General features: G+C 73.6%; 16 protein-coding genes. 7 read left to right on the top strand and 9 right to left on the bottom strand.

Features of this window, described 5'->3' with window-relative positions; genetic code table 11:
* Window positions 1-47: 47 nt before the first annotated feature.
* Window positions 48-1067 carry a heme/hemin ABC transporter substrate-binding protein gene (locus tag OG435_RS14620; protein ID WP_266877265.1) on the bottom strand — a complete coding sequence of 340 codons (1020 nt, stop codon included), beginning with the start codon at window positions 1065-1067 and terminating at the stop codon, window positions 48-50.
* A 152-nt stretch (window positions 1068-1219) separates the two neighbouring features.
* Here OG435_RS14620 and OG435_RS14615 point away from each other — a divergent pair, with 152 nt between their 5' ends.
* From OG435_RS14615 to OG435_RS14605, 3 genes are all read left to right on the top strand, one after another.
* A complete protein-coding gene (locus OG435_RS14615) occupies window positions 1220-2860 on the top strand; it encodes an HtaA domain-containing protein (RefSeq protein ID WP_266877264.1) in 1641 nt (546 codons plus the stop codon).
* Between the two features lie 237 nt (window positions 2861-3097).
* On the top strand, window positions 3098-4573 hold the full coding sequence (locus tag OG435_RS14610; RefSeq protein WP_266877263.1) for an HtaA domain-containing protein: 1476 nt from the start codon (window positions 3098-3100) through the stop codon (window positions 4571-4573).
* Window positions 4574-4592: 19 nt separating this feature from the next.
* A complete protein-coding gene (locus tag OG435_RS14605) occupies window positions 4593-5261 on the top strand; it encodes a PhzF family phenazine biosynthesis protein (RefSeq protein WP_266877262.1) in 669 nt (222 codons plus the stop codon).
* A 175-nt stretch (window positions 5262-5436) separates the two neighbouring features.
* Here the strand turns inward: OG435_RS14605 and OG435_RS14600 are convergent, their stop codons facing one another.
* Both OG435_RS14600 and map read right to left on the bottom strand, forming a co-directional pair.
* A complete protein-coding gene (locus tag OG435_RS14600) occupies window positions 5437-6084 on the bottom strand; it encodes a heme oxygenase (biliverdin-producing) (RefSeq protein WP_266877261.1) in 648 nt (215 codons plus the stop codon).
* 172 nt (window positions 6085-6256) lie between these two features.
* Entirely contained in the window at window positions 6257-7114 is an 858-nt protein-coding gene (gene map / locus OG435_RS14595; RefSeq protein WP_266877260.1) for a type I methionyl aminopeptidase, read from the bottom strand.
* A 59-nt stretch (window positions 7115-7173) separates the two neighbouring features.
* On the opposite strand from map, the gene OG435_RS14590 reads away from it, so the two are divergent.
* Entirely contained in the window at window positions 7174-7413 is a 240-nt protein-coding gene (locus OG435_RS14590) for a hypothetical protein (protein WP_266877259.1), read from the top strand.
* Between the two features lie 22 nt (window positions 7414-7435).
* On the opposite strand, the gene OG435_RS14585 is transcribed toward OG435_RS14590, so the two are convergent.
* Window positions 7436-8041 carry a hypothetical protein gene (locus tag OG435_RS14585; RefSeq protein ID WP_266877258.1) on the bottom strand — a complete coding sequence of 202 codons (606 nt, stop codon included), beginning with the start codon at window positions 8039-8041 and terminating at the stop codon, window positions 7436-7438.
* Window positions 8042-8191: 150 nt separating this feature from the next.
* On the opposite strand from OG435_RS14585, the gene npdG reads away from it, so the two are divergent.
* On the top strand, window positions 8192-8917 hold the full coding sequence (gene npdG, locus OG435_RS14580; RefSeq protein WP_266877257.1) for an NADPH-dependent F420 reductase: 726 nt from the start codon (window positions 8192-8194) through the stop codon (window positions 8915-8917).
* Window positions 8918-9004: 87 nt separating this feature from the next.
* On the opposite strand, the gene OG435_RS14575 is transcribed toward npdG, so the two are convergent.
* Entirely contained in the window at window positions 9005-11113 is a 2109-nt protein-coding gene (locus OG435_RS14575; protein ID WP_266877256.1) for a TerD family protein, read from the bottom strand.
* Window positions 11114-11286: 173 nt separating this feature from the next.
* Between OG435_RS14575 and OG435_RS14570 the strand changes: the two genes are divergently transcribed.
* Window positions 11287-11481 (top strand): hypothetical protein, encoded by a 195-nt coding sequence (locus tag OG435_RS14570; RefSeq protein ID WP_266877254.1) that lies wholly within the window; start codon window positions 11287-11289, stop codon window positions 11479-11481.
* A 51-nt stretch (window positions 11482-11532) separates the two neighbouring features.
* On the opposite strand, the gene OG435_RS14565 is transcribed toward OG435_RS14570, so the two are convergent.
* Window positions 11533-12357 (bottom strand): site-2 protease family protein, encoded by an 825-nt coding sequence (locus OG435_RS14565; RefSeq protein WP_266877252.1) that lies wholly within the window; start codon window positions 12355-12357, stop codon window positions 11533-11535.
* 72 nt (window positions 12358-12429) lie between these two features.
* On the opposite strand from OG435_RS14565, the gene OG435_RS14560 reads away from it, so the two are divergent.
* Entirely contained in the window at window positions 12430-17241 is a 4812-nt protein-coding gene (locus OG435_RS14560) for a BTAD domain-containing putative transcriptional regulator (RefSeq protein ID WP_266881743.1), read from the top strand.
* A 58-nt stretch (window positions 17242-17299) separates the two neighbouring features.
* On the opposite strand, the gene OG435_RS14555 is transcribed toward OG435_RS14560, so the two are convergent.
* From OG435_RS14555 to panB, 3 genes are all read right to left on the bottom strand, one after another.
* Window positions 17300-18151: an ABC transporter permease gene (locus OG435_RS14555; RefSeq protein ID WP_266877250.1), complete on the bottom strand. Its 852-nt coding sequence runs from the start codon at window positions 18149-18151 to the stop codon at window positions 17300-17302.
* Window positions 18148-19179, bottom strand: a complete 1032-nt coding sequence (locus OG435_RS14550) for an ATP-binding cassette domain-containing protein (RefSeq protein ID WP_266881741.1) — start codon at window positions 19177-19179, stop codon at window positions 18148-18150. Before OG435_RS14550 ends, OG435_RS14555 begins: the two co-directional genes overlap by 4 nt.
* A 93-nt stretch (window positions 19180-19272) precedes the next feature.
* Window positions 19273-20133, bottom strand: a complete 861-nt coding sequence (gene panB / locus OG435_RS14545) for a 3-methyl-2-oxobutanoate hydroxymethyltransferase (RefSeq protein WP_266877249.1) — start codon at window positions 20131-20133, stop codon at window positions 19273-19275.
* Window positions 20134-20280: the final 147 nt, after the last annotated feature.

Below are 20280 nucleotides of genomic sequence, written 5' to 3'. Positions count from 1 at the left end.
CGGGCGGCGCGGGCGGCGTCTCGGGGGCTTCGGAGGAGAGGGACACGTCAGGAGGCCTTGCCGTAGAGCTGGGTGATGAGGGAGGTCAGGACCTGGTCGGTGCGCGGACCGTAGTTGAGCAGGACCCCGTCGTCGACGGTGACCACCCGCCGGTCCATGCCCGCCGGGGTCTGGGCCACGCCCGGGATCTTGACCAGCCCGTCCACGCCGCCGACGGACTCCAGGCCCTTGGACATGACGAGGATGGCGTCGGGCGCGGCGGCCGCCAGGGCCTCGCTCGTGATCGGGGTGAAGTCCTTGCCGAGCCCCGACTCCGGGCCCGTGTCCACCGCGCCGGCCGCCTCGAGCAGGGAGCCGGCGCCGGAGTCGGAGCCGCCCATCAGGTACACGGAGGCGGTGCCGCGCAGGTAGAGGAAGGCCACGCGCGGCTTCTCGCCCGAGGCGGGCAGGGCCTTGCGGGCGGCGGCGATGCGGTCGGCGGTGCGCTGGTTCAGCTGCGCACCGGCCTCCTTGACGCCCAGCGCGGCGGCGACGGTACCGGTCCGCTTCGCCACGTCCTCCAGGGACTTGGCCGGGGCCACCACGAGCAGCGGGACGCCCGCGTCGCGGATCTGCTGGATCGCCTCGGCGGGGCCGGAGGTGGTCTCGGCCAGCACCAGGGTCGGACGCAGCGACAGCACGCTCTCGGCGGAGACGTCGTGGCCCCGCGTCACCACCGGGAGGTCCGCGGCCTGTTCGAAGGTGGCGGTGATGTCCTTGGCGACGACCTTGGGGCCGAGCCCGAGGGTGAACACGATCTCGTTGAGGCCGCCCGTCAGCGGGACCACCCGCTCCGCCGAGGTGACGGTGACCTGCGCGCCGTCCGCCGAGGCCACGGTCGCCGGAAGCACGGGCGCGGGTGCCTGGGCGAGCGGTTCCACCCGGTCCGGGAGGGCGGGGGCGCCGGCTCCGGCGGTGGGGGAGGGGGCGGCCGTACCTCCGCAGGCGCTCACGGCGAGTGCCAGGGCCACGGAGGTCAGGGCGACGGCGAAGCGGGACACGCGGGTTGACGCGGCGGGCGTAGGCACGAAGGCACCGTCCTGATCGTCCGACTGGGAGTTGGGCCCGGATCCGAGGTTCCGAGGGTTCCGAAGGTTCCGTGGGCCAGGGGGTTTCACACCCGGCCGAACGTAGCTTAGGTTAGCCTAACCTCGCTCGCTAGACCCTGGAGGGGACATTCATGTCCGCTGGACCCGCCCGTGCTTCCGCCGTCGCCCTGCTGGCGACCCTGGCGGCCCTGCTGGGAGCCCTGCTCCCGGCGACCGCCGCCCAGGCCGCGGGCCGCACCGTGGAGGGCGGCCGGCTCGACTGGGGCATTAAATCCTCCTTCCAGAGTTACGTCACCGGGCCGGTGGCGAAAGGTGGGTTCAAGCTGAAGAGCGGAGCCGCCACCGCGGGCGGCAGCCTGTTCCGCTTCCACTCCGCGAACGGCTCCTACGACCCGGACAGCGGCGCCCTGGAGGCCTCCTTCAGCGGCGGCGTCACCTTCCAGGGCCACCAGAAGCCGGACGGCACGTACGAACTGGACATGAGCGTCAGCCGGCCCACCGTCAAGATCAGCGGCGGTAGCGGCACCCTCTACGTGGACGTCTCCAGCAAGGCCAAGGAGGGCGGAGCGGTCACCACCGCCTCCCAGGTCCCCTTCGCCAAGCTGAGAGTGGGCGGGGTGAACATGAAGGGCGGCGGCAGCCCGATCGCCCTCACCAACATCCCGGCCACCCTCACCGACCAGGGCGCCAAGGCCTTCGCCGGCTACTACGCCGCGGGCGCGCAGCTCGACCCGGTCTCGCTGTCCGTGGACGTCAAGGCCGCGGCGGCCGAGCAGCCCGCCCCGCCCTCGCCGAGTGCCCCGTCCGCCTCCCCTTCCCCGCAGGCCGCCGCCGGGCAGTTCACCGACGCCGCCGTCGACTGGGGCGTGCGGCGCACCTTCCGCGAGTACGTCTCCGGCTCCATCGGCCAGGGCAAGTGGGAGCTGGCCGAGGGCGCCCAGGACGGCGGCGCGCTGTTCCGCTTCCCGCAGGGCAAGGGCGCGTACGACGGCGCGAAGGGCACCCTTGACGCCGCCTTCGCCGGCTCCGTGCACTTCACCGGAGCGCACCTCGACCTGAAGCTCGCGAAGTTCACGGCCAAGGTGGAGAACGGCAAGGGCGTGCTCTCCGCCGACGTCACCACCGGCACGGACACCAAGCCCGCCGTCCCGCTCGTGGAGTTCGACGCCAAGGCCCTCAAGACCGAGGGCGGCCTCGCCACCCTCGCGGAAGCCCCGGCCACGCTGACGGAAGGCGGAGCCGCCGCCTTCAACTCCATGTACAAATCCGGCACCGAGATGGACCCCGTCTCCCTCGCGGTAGCCCTCGACGGAGCCGCGAAGCTCCCGGCCCTCCCGAACCTCGGCTCCACGGCCACCCCGGCCGCCCCGCCGGCCCCGGCCCCGGCGACCGCCGCGAAGCCGGACGAGCCCTCCAACACCGGCCTGCACGCGGCCCTCGCGGTGGCCGCCCTCGTCCTGGCGGGCGGAGCGGCCTTCCTGACCCTGCGCAACCGGACGAAGAACCAGCCGCCGACGCCCCCGCCGGGCACCGGCACCGCGACCCCGGCTCCGACTCGGACCCCGAGCGCCCAGGCTCCGGCACCGACCCCGGCCCCGGCCCAGGCCCCCGCCCCGGCTCCGGGCACGGACGCCCCGACCCAGGCCCAGGCCCCGGGCACGGACGCCCCGGCTCCGGGCGCCGGAACCCCGGCCGTCCCGGCCCCCGGGAAGCCCGACTCCCCGGGCTCCACCGGTGGCGCCGGGGCCGACGGGGCCGCTCCGCGCGGCTGACCCGTAGCGCCCGTACGGCCCGCACCCGTCGGGCATCGCACCGCCCCGCTGTGCGGGCCGGGCCCGACCGAAGGGCCCGGCCCGCAAGCCCCGTACCGCACTCACCCGCAACCCCCGCACCCCCGCACAAGCCCCGCAGGGCCCCGTACCGCCAGGGCTCGGCTTCGCCGTGCCTTCCCGAGCCCCGCCCCGCCCCGCACCACCCCCTCCTTCACCCCCGTTTCAGGAGACTCCGCCATGTCATCGATCCGCCGTCCCATCGCCCTCGCGGCCGCCGTGGCCACCTCCGCCGCGATCGCCGCCACCGCGTTCGTGCTGCCCGCCACCGCGGCCGGCTCCGCCGCCGGCCCCGCGGGCGCCAACGCCCAGGCCGCCCGCGCGGCGATCCCGGTCGTCGGCGGCACCCTCGACTGGGGCGTCCTGGAGAGCTACCGCACCTACGTGACGACCATCGCCCAGGGTGAGATCACCGTCGCCGACGGCGCGAAGAAGACCGCCAAGGGCTTCACCTTCGGCTCGGCCACCGGCCAGTACGACCCGGCCACCCACCTCGTGACCGCCGCCTTCAAGGGCAGCGTCACCTTCAAGTCGGCCGCGCACCGCTTCGAGGTGAAGCTCGCGAACCTGCGCATCGACACCGGCAAGAAGCTGCTGATCGTCGACGTCACCCGGGACGGCGTGCTCACGAAGGACGTCGGCTTCGCGAAGGTCGCCTTCGGCGGGCAGTCGATGGCAGACCTGGGCACCACGCTGACGGCCGACGCCGCGGCGCTCCTCGGCTCGGACAGCTACAAGGACAAGGCGGGCGACCCGCTGACGGCCGTACTGGAGTTCCCGCCGCCGCCGTCCCCCAGTCCCTCCCCGTCCGCCTCGGCCCCCACGTCCCCCTCCCCCTCCCAGAGCGCGTCCCCGTCGGCATCGGCTTCGGCGTCCCCCTCCCAGAGCGCGTCCCCGTCCCCGTCGAAGCCGGGCTCGCCCTCCGCCTCCACCAGCTCCCCGGCGACCGGCGGCCCGCAGCAGATCCTCAGCGGCAGGCTGGCCTGGGGCATCAAGGAGTCCTTCCGCAAGTACGTCCAGACCGCGGGCGGCACCGTCACCCCGGCGGACGGCGCGGTCGCGAACGGCGACAGCTTCGCCTTCGGCGGCGGCAAGGGCACCCTCGACACCAAGGCGCGCAAGCTGAACGCCACCTTCGCCGGCAACCTGCGCTTCCAGTACGCGGCCCACGGCATCGACATGACCTTCGGCAACGTCCGCATCAACGCCGAGGGCGACAAGGGAACCCTGGTCCTGGACGTGAAGACGCCCGCCGGGGTCAAGGCGGACATCCCGTTCGCCACGCTCGACCTCGCGAAGGCCGACTACAAGACCAAGGACGGCGTACTCGCCCTCAACGCGGTCCGCACCGCGCTCACGGCCGAGGGCTCCGCGGCCTTCGCCAACGACACCACCGGCTCGATGTACCCGGTGGGGACCCGGGCGGACGACGTCAACCTGACCGTCTCCGTGGACAAGGACGCCGTCCTGCCCACGACCCCGGCCGGCACCGGCGGCGCCGGCAGCACCGGAGGCGGCGGCACGGTCGGAGGCGGCCTCGCCGCCACCGGATCCGAGATCCCGGCGGGCGCCCTGCTCGGCTCCTCCGCCGCCATCGTGGCAGCGGGCGCGGGCGCGGTGTTCGTCGCGCGCAGGCGCCGCACCGCCCAGAACTGACCCGTGCTTCAATTCCCGCGTGAACGATCTCGACGTCCTGAGGGTCTTCTGCGCGGGTGACGGCAGCCACGGCAACACGCTCGGCGTCGTACGCGACGGCCGGTCCTGCCCCGACGACGCGTCACGGCAGGCGCTGGCCGCCGAACTCGGCTACAGCGAGACGGTGTTCGTCGACGATCCCGAACGCGGGGTCGTCGACATCCGCACCCCCGGCACCCGGATGTCCTTCGCCGGGCACCCGTTGGTCGGCGTCGCGTGGCTGCTCGACATCGAGGAGCTCCAGCCCCCGGCGGGCGCCGTATGGGCGCGCGACGACGGGGAGTTCACCTGGATCACGGCCCGGCCCGAGTGGGTCGAGGGCAAGCGCACCGAGCGGTACGCCGACGCCGCCGCGGTCGAGGCGCTGCCCGGACCGCCGCCGGGCGAGGGCTGGTTGTACGCCTGGGCCTGGGAGGACGAGGCCGCGGGCCGGATCCGGGCCCGCGGTTTCCCGCGCCGCCCCGGTGGGGCGATCGTCGAGGACGAGGCCACCGGCTCGGCGGCGATCCTGCTGACGGCCGAGCTGAACCGGGCCCTGAACATCACCCAGGGCAGGGGCTCCCAGATCCTCACGGCCCCGGGCCCGGACGGCACGGTGGAGATCGGCGGCCGCGTCCGCTTCGCCGCAGTCGGCCCCGCCGGCCTCTGAGGCGCGGGGGCGGGGGCTTCTCAGCCGTCCGGCGTTTGACGACCGGGGTCCGGGGTGGAGCCCCGGGGGTGCCGCCGAGCCGCAGGCCGCCGTGCCCTGGGGGGCGAAGCCCGGAAGGGGGTGGGCCCGATGGGCCCACCCCCTTCCCCGTTCAGCCCGCCGCAGGCGGCACGCGCTACGCGCTCAGCGGGAACTGCTCGCCCAGCTCGCGGAAGACCGCGCCGTTGAAGTCGAAGGCGCGCTTGCACTCGTCGATGATGCGCTGCTTCTCCAGGTCGTCCGCGGCGATCGCGTCCAGCAGCTCGCGGTAGGTCCGCTTGAAGGCGGCCGGGTTGGAGATGTCCGCGAAGACGTAGAAGCGGACGCCGTCGCCCTTGCGCTCGAAGCCCCAGGTCCGCTCCGCCTTGTCGCGGATGATCTGGCCGCCGGAGAGGTCGCCCAGGTAGCGGGTGTAGTGGTGGGCCACGTACCCGCCCGGCCAGGAGGCGGCGCACTCGCTCACGCGGGCCGTGTAGGCCTCGGTGGCGGGCAGCGCGACCAGGGTCTCGCGCCACGCGGGACCCCGCAGGTGGGCCAGGTCCCGCTCGATCTCGGAGAGGCGCATCAGCTCGGGCTGTATGAACGGCCCGGCCACCGCGTCGTCCCGGAGGGATTCGGCCGCGTCCTCCAGGGCCCGGTACACGAACCACAGCTGCTCGGTGTAGCGCGTGTAGGCGTCCACCCCGAGCCGGCCGCCGAGCAGGTCGCTCATGAAGGACGAGGTCTCGGCCTCAGTGTGCTGCTCGTGCGAGGCGACACGGATGACGGTGGAGAAGGCGTCCAAGACGGACCTCCGAGGAATCGGAAGAAAAAGGGGGAGCCGGACGTGGCGACAGCGAGTGCCGCCACGCCCGATCCTCCTACTTAGGCTTGCCTAAGTCAATGTGTTCCCGACGCCTTGTCGGCAAAAGCCTCCGCGAGGTCGGTTCTTCTGCCCAGGGGATGCCCAGGGATGCTCAGGGGAGCGTCAGGATGTCCGCTCCGGTGTCCGTGACCACCAGTGTGTGCTCGAACTGCGCGGTCCGCTTGCGGTCCTTCGTGACCACCGTCCAGCCGTCCTCCCACATGTCGTACTCGTGGGTGCCCAGGGTCAGCATCGGCTCGATGGTGAAGGTCATCCCGGGCTCGATGACGGTGGTGGCGTGCGGGCTGTCGTAGTGCGGGACGATCAGGCCGGAGTGGAAGGACGAGTTGATCCCGTGACCGGTGAAGTCCCGGACGACGCCGTAGCCGAAGCGCTTCGCGTACGACTCGATGACCCGGCCGATGATGTTGATCTGGCGGCCCGGCCTGACGGCCTTGATGGCCCGGTTCAGGGCCTCGCGGGTGCGCTCCACGAGCAGCCGCGACTCCTCGTCCACGTCGCCGCACAGGTACGTGGCGTTGTTGTCGCCGTGCACCCCGCCGATGTACGCGGTCACGTCGAGGTTGACGATGTCGCCGTCCCGCAGGACGGTCGAGTCGGGGATCCCGTGACAGATCACCTCGTTGAGCGAGGAACACAGGGACTTCGGGAAGCCGCGGTAACCCAGCGTCGAGGGGTAGGCGCCGTGGTCGCACATGTATGCGTGGGCGACCCGGTCCAGCTCGTCGGTGGTCACCCCCGGAGCGATGTGCTTGGCGGCCTCTTCCATCGCCTGGGCGGCGATCCGGCCGGCGATGCGCATCGCCTCGATGGTCTCGGGCGTCTGCACCTCCGGTCCGGTGTACGGAGTGGGCGCGGGCTTGCCCACGTACTCGGGCCGGCGGATGTTTCCGGGAACGGAACGGACGGGAGTGAGCTCGCCTGGTACGAGCAGCGACTGGCCAGACATACGAGCGAGTGTATCGAGCGGGTATGGGGCAGCATGGCGACAGAGAGAGGAGCCTGACGATGGCCCTGTTCAAGAAGCGCCAGGTGGGCAAACCCGGCGAGTGGTACTACTGCCTGGTCCACAAGAAGGTCGAGGAAGGCCCCGAGTGCCCGGCGAAGGACCGTTTCGGGCCCTACGCGACACCCGAAGAGGCGAACCACGCCATGGAGACGGCGCAGGAGCGCAATCTCGAATGGCAGAACGACCCCAAATGGAACGACAAGACGCGCGAGTCCGAGGAAGGCACGGGCGCGCCGTAGCCACGGCCGCGCATGTCCGCGGCTACCAGCGGCTGGGCGGCGGCGCGGCGAGCTGGTCGGCCAGCCGCGCCAGCCGGTCACGGAACCGCCGCGGCCCGCGCTGCACCGGCAGGCTGTTCTCCCCGGCCGCGGCGCTGACCAGGTGCTGCACCGTGTCCAGGTCCAGCTCGGCGGCCTGCGCCGGTACGGACAGCACCTCGTGCGCCAGCGTCCCGAGATCCGGGTCCCCGCCGTCCAGGGACAGTACGGTCGCCCCCGCGCGCCGGGCGTCGTGCACCCGCTCGAGCAGCCCGTCCCCGGGCTGCTCAGGAGCCACCACCAGCAGGGTGTGACCGCGCCGGGCCGCCTCCAGCCGGCTCAGGCCGACCGACAGGTGCGGGGCGTCACCGGGCAGCACGTGGTGGCGTACGAGCGTGGGTGCCAGCTCCGGCAGCCCCGACCAGGCGGCCTCGTCGACCAGGTGCGCCGCCAGGTGCCAGGGCTCGTACTGCTCGGTCCCGACCAGCAGCAGGTTCCCGCCGGCCGGAACGACCGACCGCCGCAGCGTCCCGGCGAACCGGCGCGCGGCGCCGGGCCACTCCGTACCGGCGAGCACCTCGCGCAGCAGCGCGACTCTCACGGCGTCCATATCGGCATCCTGCCCCATGGAAGGGACATACGGGAGCCCTTCCCCCCATCTCCCTCCCCGGTCCCGCCCACTTCGGCGGGTCCGCCTCCTCGCGCATCTCACAGTGTCCGCGCATTCGCGTCTGACGATCTCGCGGTTACCCTCGCCCCCATGACCTCCACAGACAGCACGCAGCAGCCCGCGCAGGCCCCCGCCAAGGCCCCCGCGAAGGACCCGTGGGACCTCCCCGACGTGTCCGGCCTCGTCGTAGGCGTCCTCGGCGGTACCGGCGACCAGGGCCGGGGCCTCGCCTACCGGCTCGCCCGGGCCGGCCAGAAGGTGATCATCGGCTCCCGCGCCGCCGACCGCGCGCGGACCGCCGCCGACGAGCTCGGCCTCGGGGTGGAGGGCGCGGACAACGCCGAGTGCGCGCGCCGCAGCGACGTCGTGATCATCGCGGTGCCGTGGGAGGGCCACGCCAAGACCCTGGAATCGCTGCGCGAGGACCTCGCCGGCAAGCTCGTGGTCGACTGCGTCAACCCGCTCGGCTTCGACAAGCAGGGCGCGTACGCCCTCCAGGTCGAGGAGGGCAGCGCCGCCCAGCAGGCCGCCGCCCTCCTGCCGGACTCCCGCGTCACGGCCGCCTTCCACCACCTCTCGGCGGTGCTCCTCCAGGACGAGTCGATCGACGAGATCGACACCGACGTGATGGTCCTCGGCGAGGTCCGCGCCGACACCGACATCGTCCAGGCCCTCGCCGGCCGGATCCCGGGCATGCGCGGCGTCTTCGCGGGCCGCCTGCGCAACGCCCACCAGGTCGAGTCCCTGGTGGCCAACCTGATCTCCACCAACCGCCGCTACAAGGCCCACGCAGGCCTGCGCATCACGGACGTCTGACCCCCCGGGCCACCCGCCCCGGGCCACCCGCCCCGCCACCCGTCCGACGGGTCGGCGGACGGGTGGCACCGCGTCCGTCCCGTCCCCTCAGCCGCGCCGCCCGCCGCGGCCCTCGATCGGGCCCAGCTGCGCCACCACACCGTGGTAGAAGCGCTCCACGGCATCGTCCACGCTGCGGATGAACCCGGACTCCGTGTTCCCCCGCGTGCTCCCCATGCCCTTGAGCAGCGACAGCCGGAAGCCGACGACGGCCGAGCCGTCCACGGGCAGCAGGTCGCCCGGCTCGGGCCGCAACCGCTCCAGCGTCCCGCGCGGCCCGCTCCCCGGCCCGGCGCCCGGCCCCAGTTCGACGAGGCTCTCCACGTGCAGGTCCGCCGGAGCCCCGTCGAGCAGCCTGAGCAGCCGCTTCACCATGACCAGCGGGTACGCGCCCTCCGGCGCCGGCACGTCGACGGACGTCCGGACCTTGGAGGTCCTGAGGTCGGCGCTCACCGCGATGACACTGCTGGTGCCGTCGACGCGCAGCTCCGCGGAGAGCTTCCCGTCCGCGCACAGCCGGTCCGCCGCGGCGACCCGCCGTGCCTGCGGATCACTGCCCCGCCGGGCCCGCTGCACCGGCAGCGCCTTCTGCCCGAGCTCCCCGCCGAGCCGCAGACAGACCTGCCGGATCAGCCGCTCCCAGCTCTCCACGACCTCCACGGTCCGGGCGTCCCCGAGGCCGAGGGTCTCGTCCTCGATGCCCTTGCGTACGGGCACCCACGCGGCGCCCATGTTCTGGAACCCGTGGCAGCCGGACTGCTCGTGCCGCAGGTACTCCAGGAGTTCCTGGAGGAGCCAGGCGTGCGCGGCGTTGCCCACGCCCTCGTGCCGGATCAGCAGCTGCGCCTGATGGGCGACCTCGGCCCAGGACAGGTGCCAGAGGCTGACCTTGTGCTTGCGCCGGCCGTCGATCTTCACCTCCACCATGGGGCGGCCCTCCAGGGCCACGTCGTTGGAGAGGGTGATCACGGCCTCGTAGCCGCGGCGCGCGGCGATGTCCATGTACGCCTGGACCTGCTCCGCCTTGAGCGGGTTGCCGTTCGTCTTCGTCTCCACGAGCGCCGTCCACAGCTTGCCCGCGCGCTCCACCCGGATCACCCCGTCCGGCCGTCGCGGGGTGTCCCCGTGGGGGAGGGAGACCTCCGTGAAGGTCTGCATCCGTCCGGCGGGCGCGCCGAACCCGGCGGTGAGGCGGCGGCCGAACTCCGGTACCTGGGCCATGACCGACAGCAGGACCGAGGTGGCGCGCACCTCCCGTTCCCGGTCGCTCTTGAGGGAGGGGACGGGGAAGAGACGGGCCTGGCTCCAGGACTCGTTCTCGGCGAGGGACTTCTTGGCCACCTTGGGCAGGGTGACCTTCTTCCTGGTCGTACGGGGGCCCCGGCCGCGGGTCTGCGCCGGTACGGCGACGGGGGCGGCGGCCTCGGCGGTCTCGACGGACGCGGACGCGGCCGTGGGCGTGGGCGTGGGCGTGGGCGTGGGCTCCGCGAAGGGTTCGGCGCCGGGTCCGGTGACGGGCACGGCGGCCGGGGCCTGCGCCGGTTCACCGGCCGCCGCCGGATCCCCTTCCCCCGCCGGCCCCGTCTCGCCGGCCTCCTCCGCTTCCTCGGAGTCCTCCAGCACCGGGATGCCGAAGTCCGTGGCCAGTCCCGCGAGGCCGGTCTCGTACCCCTGGCCGACCGCGCGGAACTTCCACTCCTCGCCCCGCCGGTACAGCTCGCCGAAGATGAAGGCGGTCTCCACGCCCGCGTCCTCGATGGAGTAGCCGACCAGCGGTTCCCCGGACCGGTCCGCGACCGTCATCCGCAGGTCGTCGAGGTCTCCGAAGCGCGCGCCGGCGTATCGGCTGGCCGCCACGACGATCCGCGCGACCCCCTCCGGGACCGCCGTCAGGTCCACGCTGATGCGGTCCTCGTCGCCGTTGTCGGTCGGGACCTTGCCCAGCAGCTGCACGCTCCCGTCGGCGGCAGCGGGGTTGTTGTAGAAGTAGAAGTCGTTCTCGTCACGGATCTTGCCGTTCTCGTCCAGCAACAGCACCGAGACGTCGGCGTCGCCGGCTCCCGAAGCGCTGCTCCAGCCCAGGCTCACGACGACCGCCCCGGCGTCCTCGCTGAGGGCGGTCAGGCTGACGTTCGCGCCCTTCGGGATCTCTTGCATGTCCTACCCCCGGTCCTTCCGCACCCCTCTGAGCGGTGCGTCTCGGCGAACCGTAGCGGCGGGAGGAGGAAAAGATCACGGGATGGCGGAAATGGGCCGGACGGGAGCACGGCGGGGCATGGGGGACACTGGAGGGGCTTGAACCGCTTCAGTGTCTTCGAGGAGCCTTCGCCATGCCCCGCCTTGCCGTGTTCGCCGTCGTCCTCTGCGTCCTCGCCGTGGCCGCCGCCGTGGTGTCCTTCGTCGAGGGCAGCCTGCTCGGGATCGTGTGGGTGTTCATGGCGGGCATCACGTCCAACATGGCGTGGTTCTACGTGCGCAAGGCCAAGATCGAGAAGGCCGCGGCGGCGGCCCGCGCCGCGGCCTAGGACGCCGGGGCCGGGGCCGGGGGTCGGGCCTCCGGGCCTCCGAGCCGCCGGTTACGAGGTCTGGCAGAGGCCGTTGGTGTCCCGCCAGAACTGGTAGAGGTCGCGGCCGCAGTAGGCCTCCAGGTCGCTCACGCCCAGCGCCGACAGCACGGCGTACACCGCGTCGAAGAAGTACGCGTTGATCTCCGGGATCCACAGCAGCGCGAAGACGGCCAGCAGGCCGAACGGCGCCAGCGGCGCCACCTGGCGGCGGAACCGGTGGGAGAGCCAGGGCTCGATGATGCCGTAGCCGTCCAGGCCAGGGACCGGCAGGAAGTTCAGGATCGCCGCCGAGACCTGGAGCAGCGCCAGGAAGCCGAGCGCGAAGCGGAACGGGATCGGGACCCCGTCCAGGGCGTTCAGCCAGAACGGGGCCGTGCAGACGGCCGCGAAGGCGACGTTCGTCAGCGGGCCGGCCGCCGAGATGAGGCTGTGCCGCCACCGGCCCTCGATGCGGTCGCGCTCGATGTACACCGCGCCGCCGGGGAGACCCAGCCCGCCCATGATCACGAAGAGGACCGGCAGGACGATGCTGAGCAGCGCGTGCGTGTACTTGAGGGGATTCAGCGTCAGGTAGCCCTTCGCGCCGACGCTGAGATCGCCGCTGTGCAGGGCGGTGCGGGCGTGCGCGTACTCGTGCAGGCACAGGGAGACGATCCAGGCCGACGTGACGAAGAGGAAGACGGCCAGACCGGTGCTGGTCGCGTACTCCGTCCACACGGCCCATCCCGTCACCGCCATGACGGCGAAGATGCCGAGGAAGACGGGACTGATCCGCCGGTCGCCGCGGTCGTGAGTGCGGTCGTGGCTACGGTTGCGACTGCCCTGGAAACCCATGCGGCGAACCTATCCCGGAGGCGGCGCCCGGTGGGCCCCCGGGCCGGAGACAATGGGCCGGTGCGTTACGCGATGCTCGGCACCACCCAGGCCATCCGCGACGACGGGAGTACGGTCCCGGTCGGCGGAGCGCGGCTGCGCGCGCTCCTGACCGCGCTCGCACTGCGGCCGGGGCGGCCGGTGCCGGTGGCCTCGCTCATCGACGAGGTGTGGGACGGCGACCCGCCCGCGGACGGCCCCGCGGCGCTCCAGGCGCTGGTGGGGCGGCTGCGGAGGGCGCTGGGGCGCGAGGCGGTGGGGTCCGGGGAGGGCGGCTACCGGCTCGTCGCCGATCGGGACGACATCGACCTGTACCGCTTCGAGCGGCTCGCGCGGTCCGCGGCGCAGGCCGCCCCGGCGGAGGCGGCCGCCCTGTACGACGAGGCGCTCGCCCTGTGGCGGGGCGAACCGTTGAGCTCCCTGCCGGGTTCCGGGCCGGAGGCCGCCCGCTGGCAGGCGCTACGGCTGGACGCGCGCCGGGGCCGCCTGCACGCGGCGCTGGCGCTGGGGGAGGCCGGGCGGGCCCTGCCAGAGCTGACCGCGCTGTGCGCGGAGCTGCCGCTGGACGAACCCCTGCAGGCCCTCCGGATCCGCGCGCTGGGCGACGCGGGGCGCCCGGCGGAGGCGCTGGCCGCTTATGACGAGGTCCGCCGGGACCTGGCCACCCGCCTGGGCACCACCCCGGGCCCCGCCCTGCGCATGCTCCACGCGGCCCTGCTGTCGCCGACACCCCCGACACCCGGCCCCGGCCGGGCACGTCCGACGACGGGCCCCGGGTACACCGATGTGACGGCGGGCCCCGAGCGCGCCGACACGGCAGTGGGCCCCGGGTACGCCGACACGATGGTGGGCTCTGGGTACGCCGCCGCGACGGCGGGCCCTGGCTACACCGAATCGGCGGCTGGTTCCGAGCGCTCCGAGTCGGTCCCCGGGCCGGAGCGGTCCGGACGGCCGGCCGGGACCGGGCAGGCCGGATCCGGTCCTGACGGGGGCCCCGGCGAAGCCGCCGCGCCCTTGACCGGCCGGGTGAAGCCGGGCGGGGCCGACGCCTTCGCGGGGAACACGCCCGGCGCCTCTGCCGCTACCTCTGCTGACTCCGCCTCCGCCGGCCCCGCCTCCGCCACCCCCGGACCGGGCCTCGGCCGGCACGGCGGGCCCACCGCCCCGGCCGAGCCGGACCGGTCCCGCCCGGCACCGTCCGGGGACGGGACGCCCCGTGCTGCGCAGCCCGGGACCACCACTGCGCTCCCGTCCGGCCCCGACCGGGCGAACTCCGACGACTCGGCCCGTCCGGACCGGGCCGCCGACCACGCGGCGGGACCTGACGGTTCGAGCTCGGGCTACGCGGCGGGAACTGGTGCATCGGGCTCCGGCATCGGGGACGGACCTGATGGTTCGAGCTCCGGCCACCCGGCGGGGCCTGCCGGTTCGGGTTCTGGCTATGCGGCGGGGCCTGCCGGTTCGGGTTCTGGCTACGCGCCCGGGCCTGCCGGTACGGGCTCCGGCTACGCGTCCGGACCTGACGGTTCGGGCTCCCGCCGTACCACCGGACCGAGCGGGGGCTCCGGTCCGGCCTGGCCGGGGAGCGTAGACCCGTACGGAGCCGGGCCGGGGAATGGGTACCCCTACGGGGCCGGGGCCGGGCACGTGCCGCCCGGTGCGGGCGCGGGAAACCTGCGGATGCGGCTGACCACCTTCGTCGGGCGGGAAGAGGACATCCGGGTCATCGGCGACGACCTCGCCCGGTCCCGGCTCGTCACCCTGCTCGGACCCGGCGGCGCCGGCAAGACCCGGCTGTCGCAGGAGGCCGCCGAGGCACACGCACGGGCCGGCCGCGGCACGCCGGACACACGCCCCGCCACCCCGGATCACCTGTCGGGCGACCCCGCCCAGGCCAGCTCCGGCCCAGCCACCCCGGAGCACCTGTCCGGCGGCCCCGCCCCGGCCGGCTCCGGCCCAGCCGCCACGGGCCCAGGCCCAGCCGCCGGGGCCTCCGTGCCCGCAGCCCCTGGCGGCTCCACCTCCGCCTTCGGTGGCCCCGACACGGCCCCGGGTGGCTCTGCCTACGCCTTCGGCGGGCCGGGGGCGGCCCCGGGCGTCGCTGCCTCCGCCTTCGGTGGCCCGGGGGCGGCCCCGGGCGGCTCCACCTCCGCCTTCAGCGGACCGGCGGCGGCCCCCGGCGGCTCTACTTCCGCCCTCGGGCGCCCCGACACGGCCCCGGGCGGCCCCGGCCCCGCCACCACGGGCCGAGGCCCCGGCGCCGGGGCCTGCACACCCGGCGGCCCCGGTGGCTCCGCCTCCGCCTTCGGCGGGCCGGGGGCGGCCCCGGGCGGTTCCGCGTCCGCCTTCGGCGGCCCAGGGGCGGCCCCCGGAGGTTCCACCTCCGCCCTCGGGCGCCCCGACACGGCCCCGGGCGGCTCCACCTCCGCCCCCAGCGGCCCTGCCTCCGCCCCCGGTGGCCCCGCCTCCGCCCCCGGCGGGGGGTCCGCGTGGGGTGACGGGGTGTGGTTCGTGGAGCTGGCTCCCGTGGATGATCCGGAGGACGTTCCCGAGGCCGTGCTCGCCGCGCTCGGTGCCCGGGAGACCAAGCTGCGCGGCGGATCCGCCGAGGAGATGCGGGCGCTGACCGAGCGCGCGGACAGCCCCCTCGACCGCCTCGCGGAGCACTGCGCGCGGCGCCGGATGCTGCTGATCCTCGACAACTGCGAGCACGTCGTCGACGCCGCCGCCCGCCTCGCCGAGGAAGTGCTCGCGCGCTGCCCCGGCGTACAGATCCTGGCCACCAGCCGCGAGCCGCTCGGCGTGCCCGGGGAGACCCTGCGCCCGGTGGAGCCGCTGCCCGACCCCGTCGCACTGCGGCTCCTCGACGACCGCGGGGCAGCCGCCCGGGCGGGGTTCACCGTGGACGAGGACCCGGCCGCGGCCGTGGAGATCTGCCGCCGGCTCGACGGGATGCCGCTCGCCATCGAGCTGGCCGCCGCCCGGCTGCGGCTGCTCACCCCGCGCCAGATCGCCGACCGGCTGGACGACCGGTTCAGGCTGCTGACCGGCGGCTCGCGCACGCACCTGCCCCGCCAGCAGACCCTGCGCGCGGTGGTCGACTGGTCCTGGGACCTCCTCGACGAGCCCGAACGGGCCGTCCTGCGCCGGCTGTCCGTCTTCGCGGGCGGCTGCGACCTCGACGCCGCCGAGGCCGTCTGCACCGACGCCGCCGAGGGCCTCGACGCGGCCGACCTCCTCGGCTCCCTCGTCGACAAGTCCCTCGTCGTCGCCGCCCCCGACGGCCCCGCCGGGATGCGCTACCGGCTGCTGGAAACCGTCGCCGAGTACGCCTCCGACCGCCTCACGGAAGCAGGCGGGGACCGGGACCGCACCGAGCGGCGTCACCTCGCCCACTACCGGGAACTGGCCCGCACCACCGAGCCGCTGCTGCGCGGTCACGGCCAGCGGGCCGCGGCCGACCGGATCGCCACCGAGTACGAGAACCTCCGCACCGCGCTGCGCCGGGCCGTCGCCACCCGGGACGCGGGCGAGGTCCTGTGCCTGCTGCACTCTCTGGCCTGGTACTGGCAGATGCACGACCTGCGGGCCGAGATCCGGCACTGGGCCGAGGCCGCCGCCGCGCTCGGGCCGGACCCCTTCGCGGAGCCGGTCGTCCCGGCCGAGCCCGTCCACGAGCGGATCGTCGACACGCCTCCGCCGTACGAGGGCGAACTGCTCACCGAAGCGTGGCGCGGCGTCCAACTGCTGCTCCTGTCCTCGCGCGACCACCACCACGAGAACTGGGCCGACCCCGGGATCCGGGCCCAGGTCGCGCGGATGAACGCCGTCTACCGGCCCGGCCTGCCGCAGACCTGTCGGACCCCCGCCTCGCTGTGGATCTTCGCCGTCATGATCTCCGGGGAGCCCGACCTGCTGCTCACCGTCGCCGTGGAGACCGTGAAGACGGCCCGGGCCCTCGGCTACCGCTGGGAGCTGGCCGCCGCTCTCCAGCTGAGGGCCAACATCCTCGCCAACCGCGCGGACTGGGCCGACGACGCCGCCCGCGACGCCGAGGAGAGCCTCGCCCTCTACGCGGCCCTGGGCGACGACTGGGGCTGCGCCGAGGCGCTCTCCGCCCGCGCCGAGGCCCGCGAGCGCTACGGCGAATACGCCCTGGCCGCCGCGGACTACCGGGCCGCGATCGAGCACGCCGGGCGGCTCGGGGCCAAGGCCCAGGTCTCGGTGCTGCGCGTGCGGATGGCCGGCGCCCTGGCCGAGGACGGCCACCTGGAGGAGGCGGAGGAGATCCTCACCTCCCTCCTCGGCGGCAGCCTCGCCCAGTTCGGCGACGAGGCCGTGCCGGCCGGGCGGATGTTCCTCGCCACCGTCTACGGCCGTACCGGTCGGGTCGCCGAGGCGCGCGCCCAGCTCCAGTCGCTGCGCGATGACTTCGCCTCCGGCGCCTTCGCCATATTCGACGGCTTCCTCCTGGGCATTCTGGCCTGGCTGGACAACGAGGAGGGCAAGTACGAGGACGCACTCGGCATGACCCGGGCGGCCATGGAGAACGTCCAGGACCCGCTGGCCTTGATGATCGCCCCGCACATGCGGATCACCTATTTGGTGACGGCCGCCCGAGCGCTCACCGGCCTGGGCGGTCCGAGGCGGGAGCGCGATGCCGCCCGGCTGCTCGGTGCCTACCGCGCGCTGGTGCCGCCGGGTCACCACCCGGTCGTCATCGAGCGTGCGGACGCCGAGTTCGTCGAGCACCGGTGCCGGGCCGAGCTCGGCACCGCCGCGTACGAGGCGGCGTACGCCGAAGGCGGCGGCCTCACCCTGGAGGAGGCCACCGCCCTCATCTGATCCGGTTCTCCCCGTGGGGTCCGCCCGGGACGCGATCCGGAACGGACCCGCCCGCGGATCAGGTCTTCTGGCGGAACTTCCGCACGGCGAGCGGCATCGTCACCAGCGTGATGCCGACCGACCAGGCCAGCGTGATCCAGACGGAGTTGCCGAGCGGGGTCCCGTTGATGAGGGCGCGGGCCGCGTCGGCCAGGTTGGACAGCGGATTGACGTCGGTGAAGCTCTGCAGCCAGCCGGGCATCGTCGTCGGCGGGGCGAAGATCGAGCTGCCGAACTGCAGCGGCATCAGGACCAGCATGGCCACGCCCTGGACCGCCTGGGGGGTCTTCATGGTGAGACCCAGCAGGATGAAGATCCACATCAGCGAGGCGCCGAAGACGGCCGACAGCCCGATGGACAGGAACAGGTCCAGGATCGAGCCCTTGATGGACAGGCCGAGCAGGAAGCCCATGCCGAGCAGGATCGCGATGGCGACCATCATGCGGCCGAGCTCGACCACGATCTTGGCGATGAGCACCGAGGAGCGGGCGATGGGCATGGACCGGAAGCGGTCCATGACGCCCTTCTTGAAGTCGTCGTTGACCCCGGTGCCCACACCCATGGCGATGTTCATGCCCATCATCGCCATCAGGCCCGGGACCACGTAGTTGACGTACTCGCCCTGGTTGCCCTTGCCGGAGATCGCGCCGCCGAAGACGAAGACGAACAGCAGCGTGAAGATGATCGGCATGAACAGGACGTCGAACATCGACTCCGGGTCCTGCTTGATCTGCAGGACGTTGCGCCGGGCCAGGGCGCCGATGTGGCGCAGGTTGCCCCGCAGGCCGATCCGGCCCTCGTCCGCGAGGACGGGCCCGCCGGCCGGGGCGGCCGCGGTGGGGCTGGGCTTCGTCGTGGTTACGGTGCTCATGCCGCGACCTCCTCGGTCTGCTGGTGGGGGACGGAGTCCTGGACGGTGGGCTTCTGTCCGGTGATGGACAGGAACACCTCGTCCAGGCTGGGCAGGTAGGTGCTGATGTCGGATATCCCGTACCCGCGGGCGGCCAGCAGGCCCACCACGGCGGTCAGCTGCTCGTCGGCCAGGATCGGGACCAGCAGGGCGCCCTCGTCCGGGACGGCCTGGGAACCGGCGACCCCGTCCAGACCGGCTTCGGCCAGGGAGCGGGCCATGCCCGGCAGGTCGGCCGGGTCGGTCGGGCGGATCCGCAGGGTGCGGCCGCCGACGCGGGCCTTCAGCTCGTCGACCTTGCCGTTGGCGATGACCTTGCCCTTGTCGATGACCGTCAGCTCGCTGGCGAGCTGCTCGGCCTCCTCCATGTACTGGGTGGTGAGCAGGACGGTGGCCCCCTCGGCGACCATCCGCTGCACCTCGTCCCAGACCTCGTTGCGGGTACGCGGGTCCAGACCGGTGGTCGGCTCGTCCAGGTACAGCACGGCCGGGCTGCCGATCATCGAGGCGGCCAGGTCGAGCCGGCGCCGCATGCCGCCGGAGTAGGTCATCACGGCCTTCTTGGCGGCGTCCGTGAGGGAGAAGCGCTCCAGCAGCTCGTCGGCGCGGCCGCGGGAGTCCTTGCGGGACAGGTCCAGCAGCCGGCCGATCATGTAGAGGTTCTCCCAGCCGGAGAGCTTCTCGTCGACCGAGGCGTACTGGCCGGTCAGGCCTATGGTCCGGCGCAGCTGCCGCGGCTGGCGGACCACGTCGAAGCCCGCGACCCGGGCGGTGCCGGCGTCGGGGGTGATCAGGGTGGAGAGGATGCGGACCAGGGTGGTCTTGCCCGCGCCGTTGGGGCCGAGGACCCCGAGGACGGTTCCCTCGCGGACATCGAGGTCCACACCGTCGAGGGCCTTGGTCTCGCCGTAGTGCTTGACCAGCCCCCGGACCTCTACGGCGTGCGAGCCGTTCAGGGGAGTCGTGTCGTTTCGCGTCATGCCCACCATGGGAGCAGACGCCACTGACAAAGCACCTACAGGCCACCTACAGACCGCCGACAGCCCGCCCGCGGGTCCCGTGGGCGGGCTGTCGGAATCCGATCAGTGGAAGGCGTGCTGCTCCTGCGGGAACGTTCCGCCGACCACGTCCTCCGCGAAGGCCTTCGCCGCGTCGCCCATGGTCGCCCGCAGGTTCGCGTACTGCTTGACGAACTTCGGCATCTTCCCGCCGGTCAGCCCCATCATGTCCGTCCACACCAGCACCTGCGCGTCGCACTCCGAGCCCGCGCCGATGCCGACCGTCGGAATGTGCAGGGACCGGGTGACCTCGGCGGCCAGCTCGGCCGGGACCAGCTCCAGGACCACCGCGAAGGCGCCCGCGTCCTGCGCCGCCTTCGCGTCGCGCAGCAGCCGGTGCGCGGCCTCGTCTCCGCGGCCCTGCACCCGGTAGCCCATGGCGTTCACGGACTGCGGGGTCAGGCCCAGGTGGGACATGACCGGGATGCCGGCCTGCACGATCAGCTCGGTCTGGGCCAGGGAGCGCTCCCCGCCCTCCAGCTTCACCGCTCCGACCCCGGCGTCCTTGACGAGCCGGGTGGCGCTGCGCAGCGCCTGTACCGGGCCCTCCTGGTAGGAACCGAAGGGGAGGTCTCCGACGATCAGGGCCCGGCTGGTGCCGCGTACGACGGCCGCCGACAGCATGGTCATCTCGTCCATCGTCACCGGGACGGTGGTCTCGTAGCCAAGGTGACAGTTGCCCATCGAGTCGCCGACGAGCATGACCGGGATGCCGGCCTCGTCGAACACGGATGCCGTCATGGCGTCGTAGGCGGTGAGCATGGGCCACTTCTCGCCGCGTTCCTTGGCGAGGGTGAGGTCGCGGACGGTGATGCGCCGGGTGCCCGAGCCTCCGTACAGGGTGGGGGAGGAGGCTTCGCGGGCAGGCGAAACGGCATGCGTCATTGCAACTGCTCCTTGATGTTCATCTCGAGGCACCCTTACGGCGTCCCCGGACTCACCACCATGGTGGCACTCTCGGGGCCCGGGCGGGAAGTGGCACGAGGCGGGCACGAGGAGCGGTCCGCCGGGGGCGGCCGCGCCGCGGGGCAA

It is taken from the genome of Streptomyces sp. NBC_01264 (assembly GCF_026340675.1).
Lineage (GTDB): Bacteria > Actinomycetota > Actinomycetes > Streptomycetales > Streptomycetaceae > Streptomyces.
Note: the sequence above shows the minus strand (reverse complement) of the source record. Positions and strands in the feature narration are given on the sequence as shown.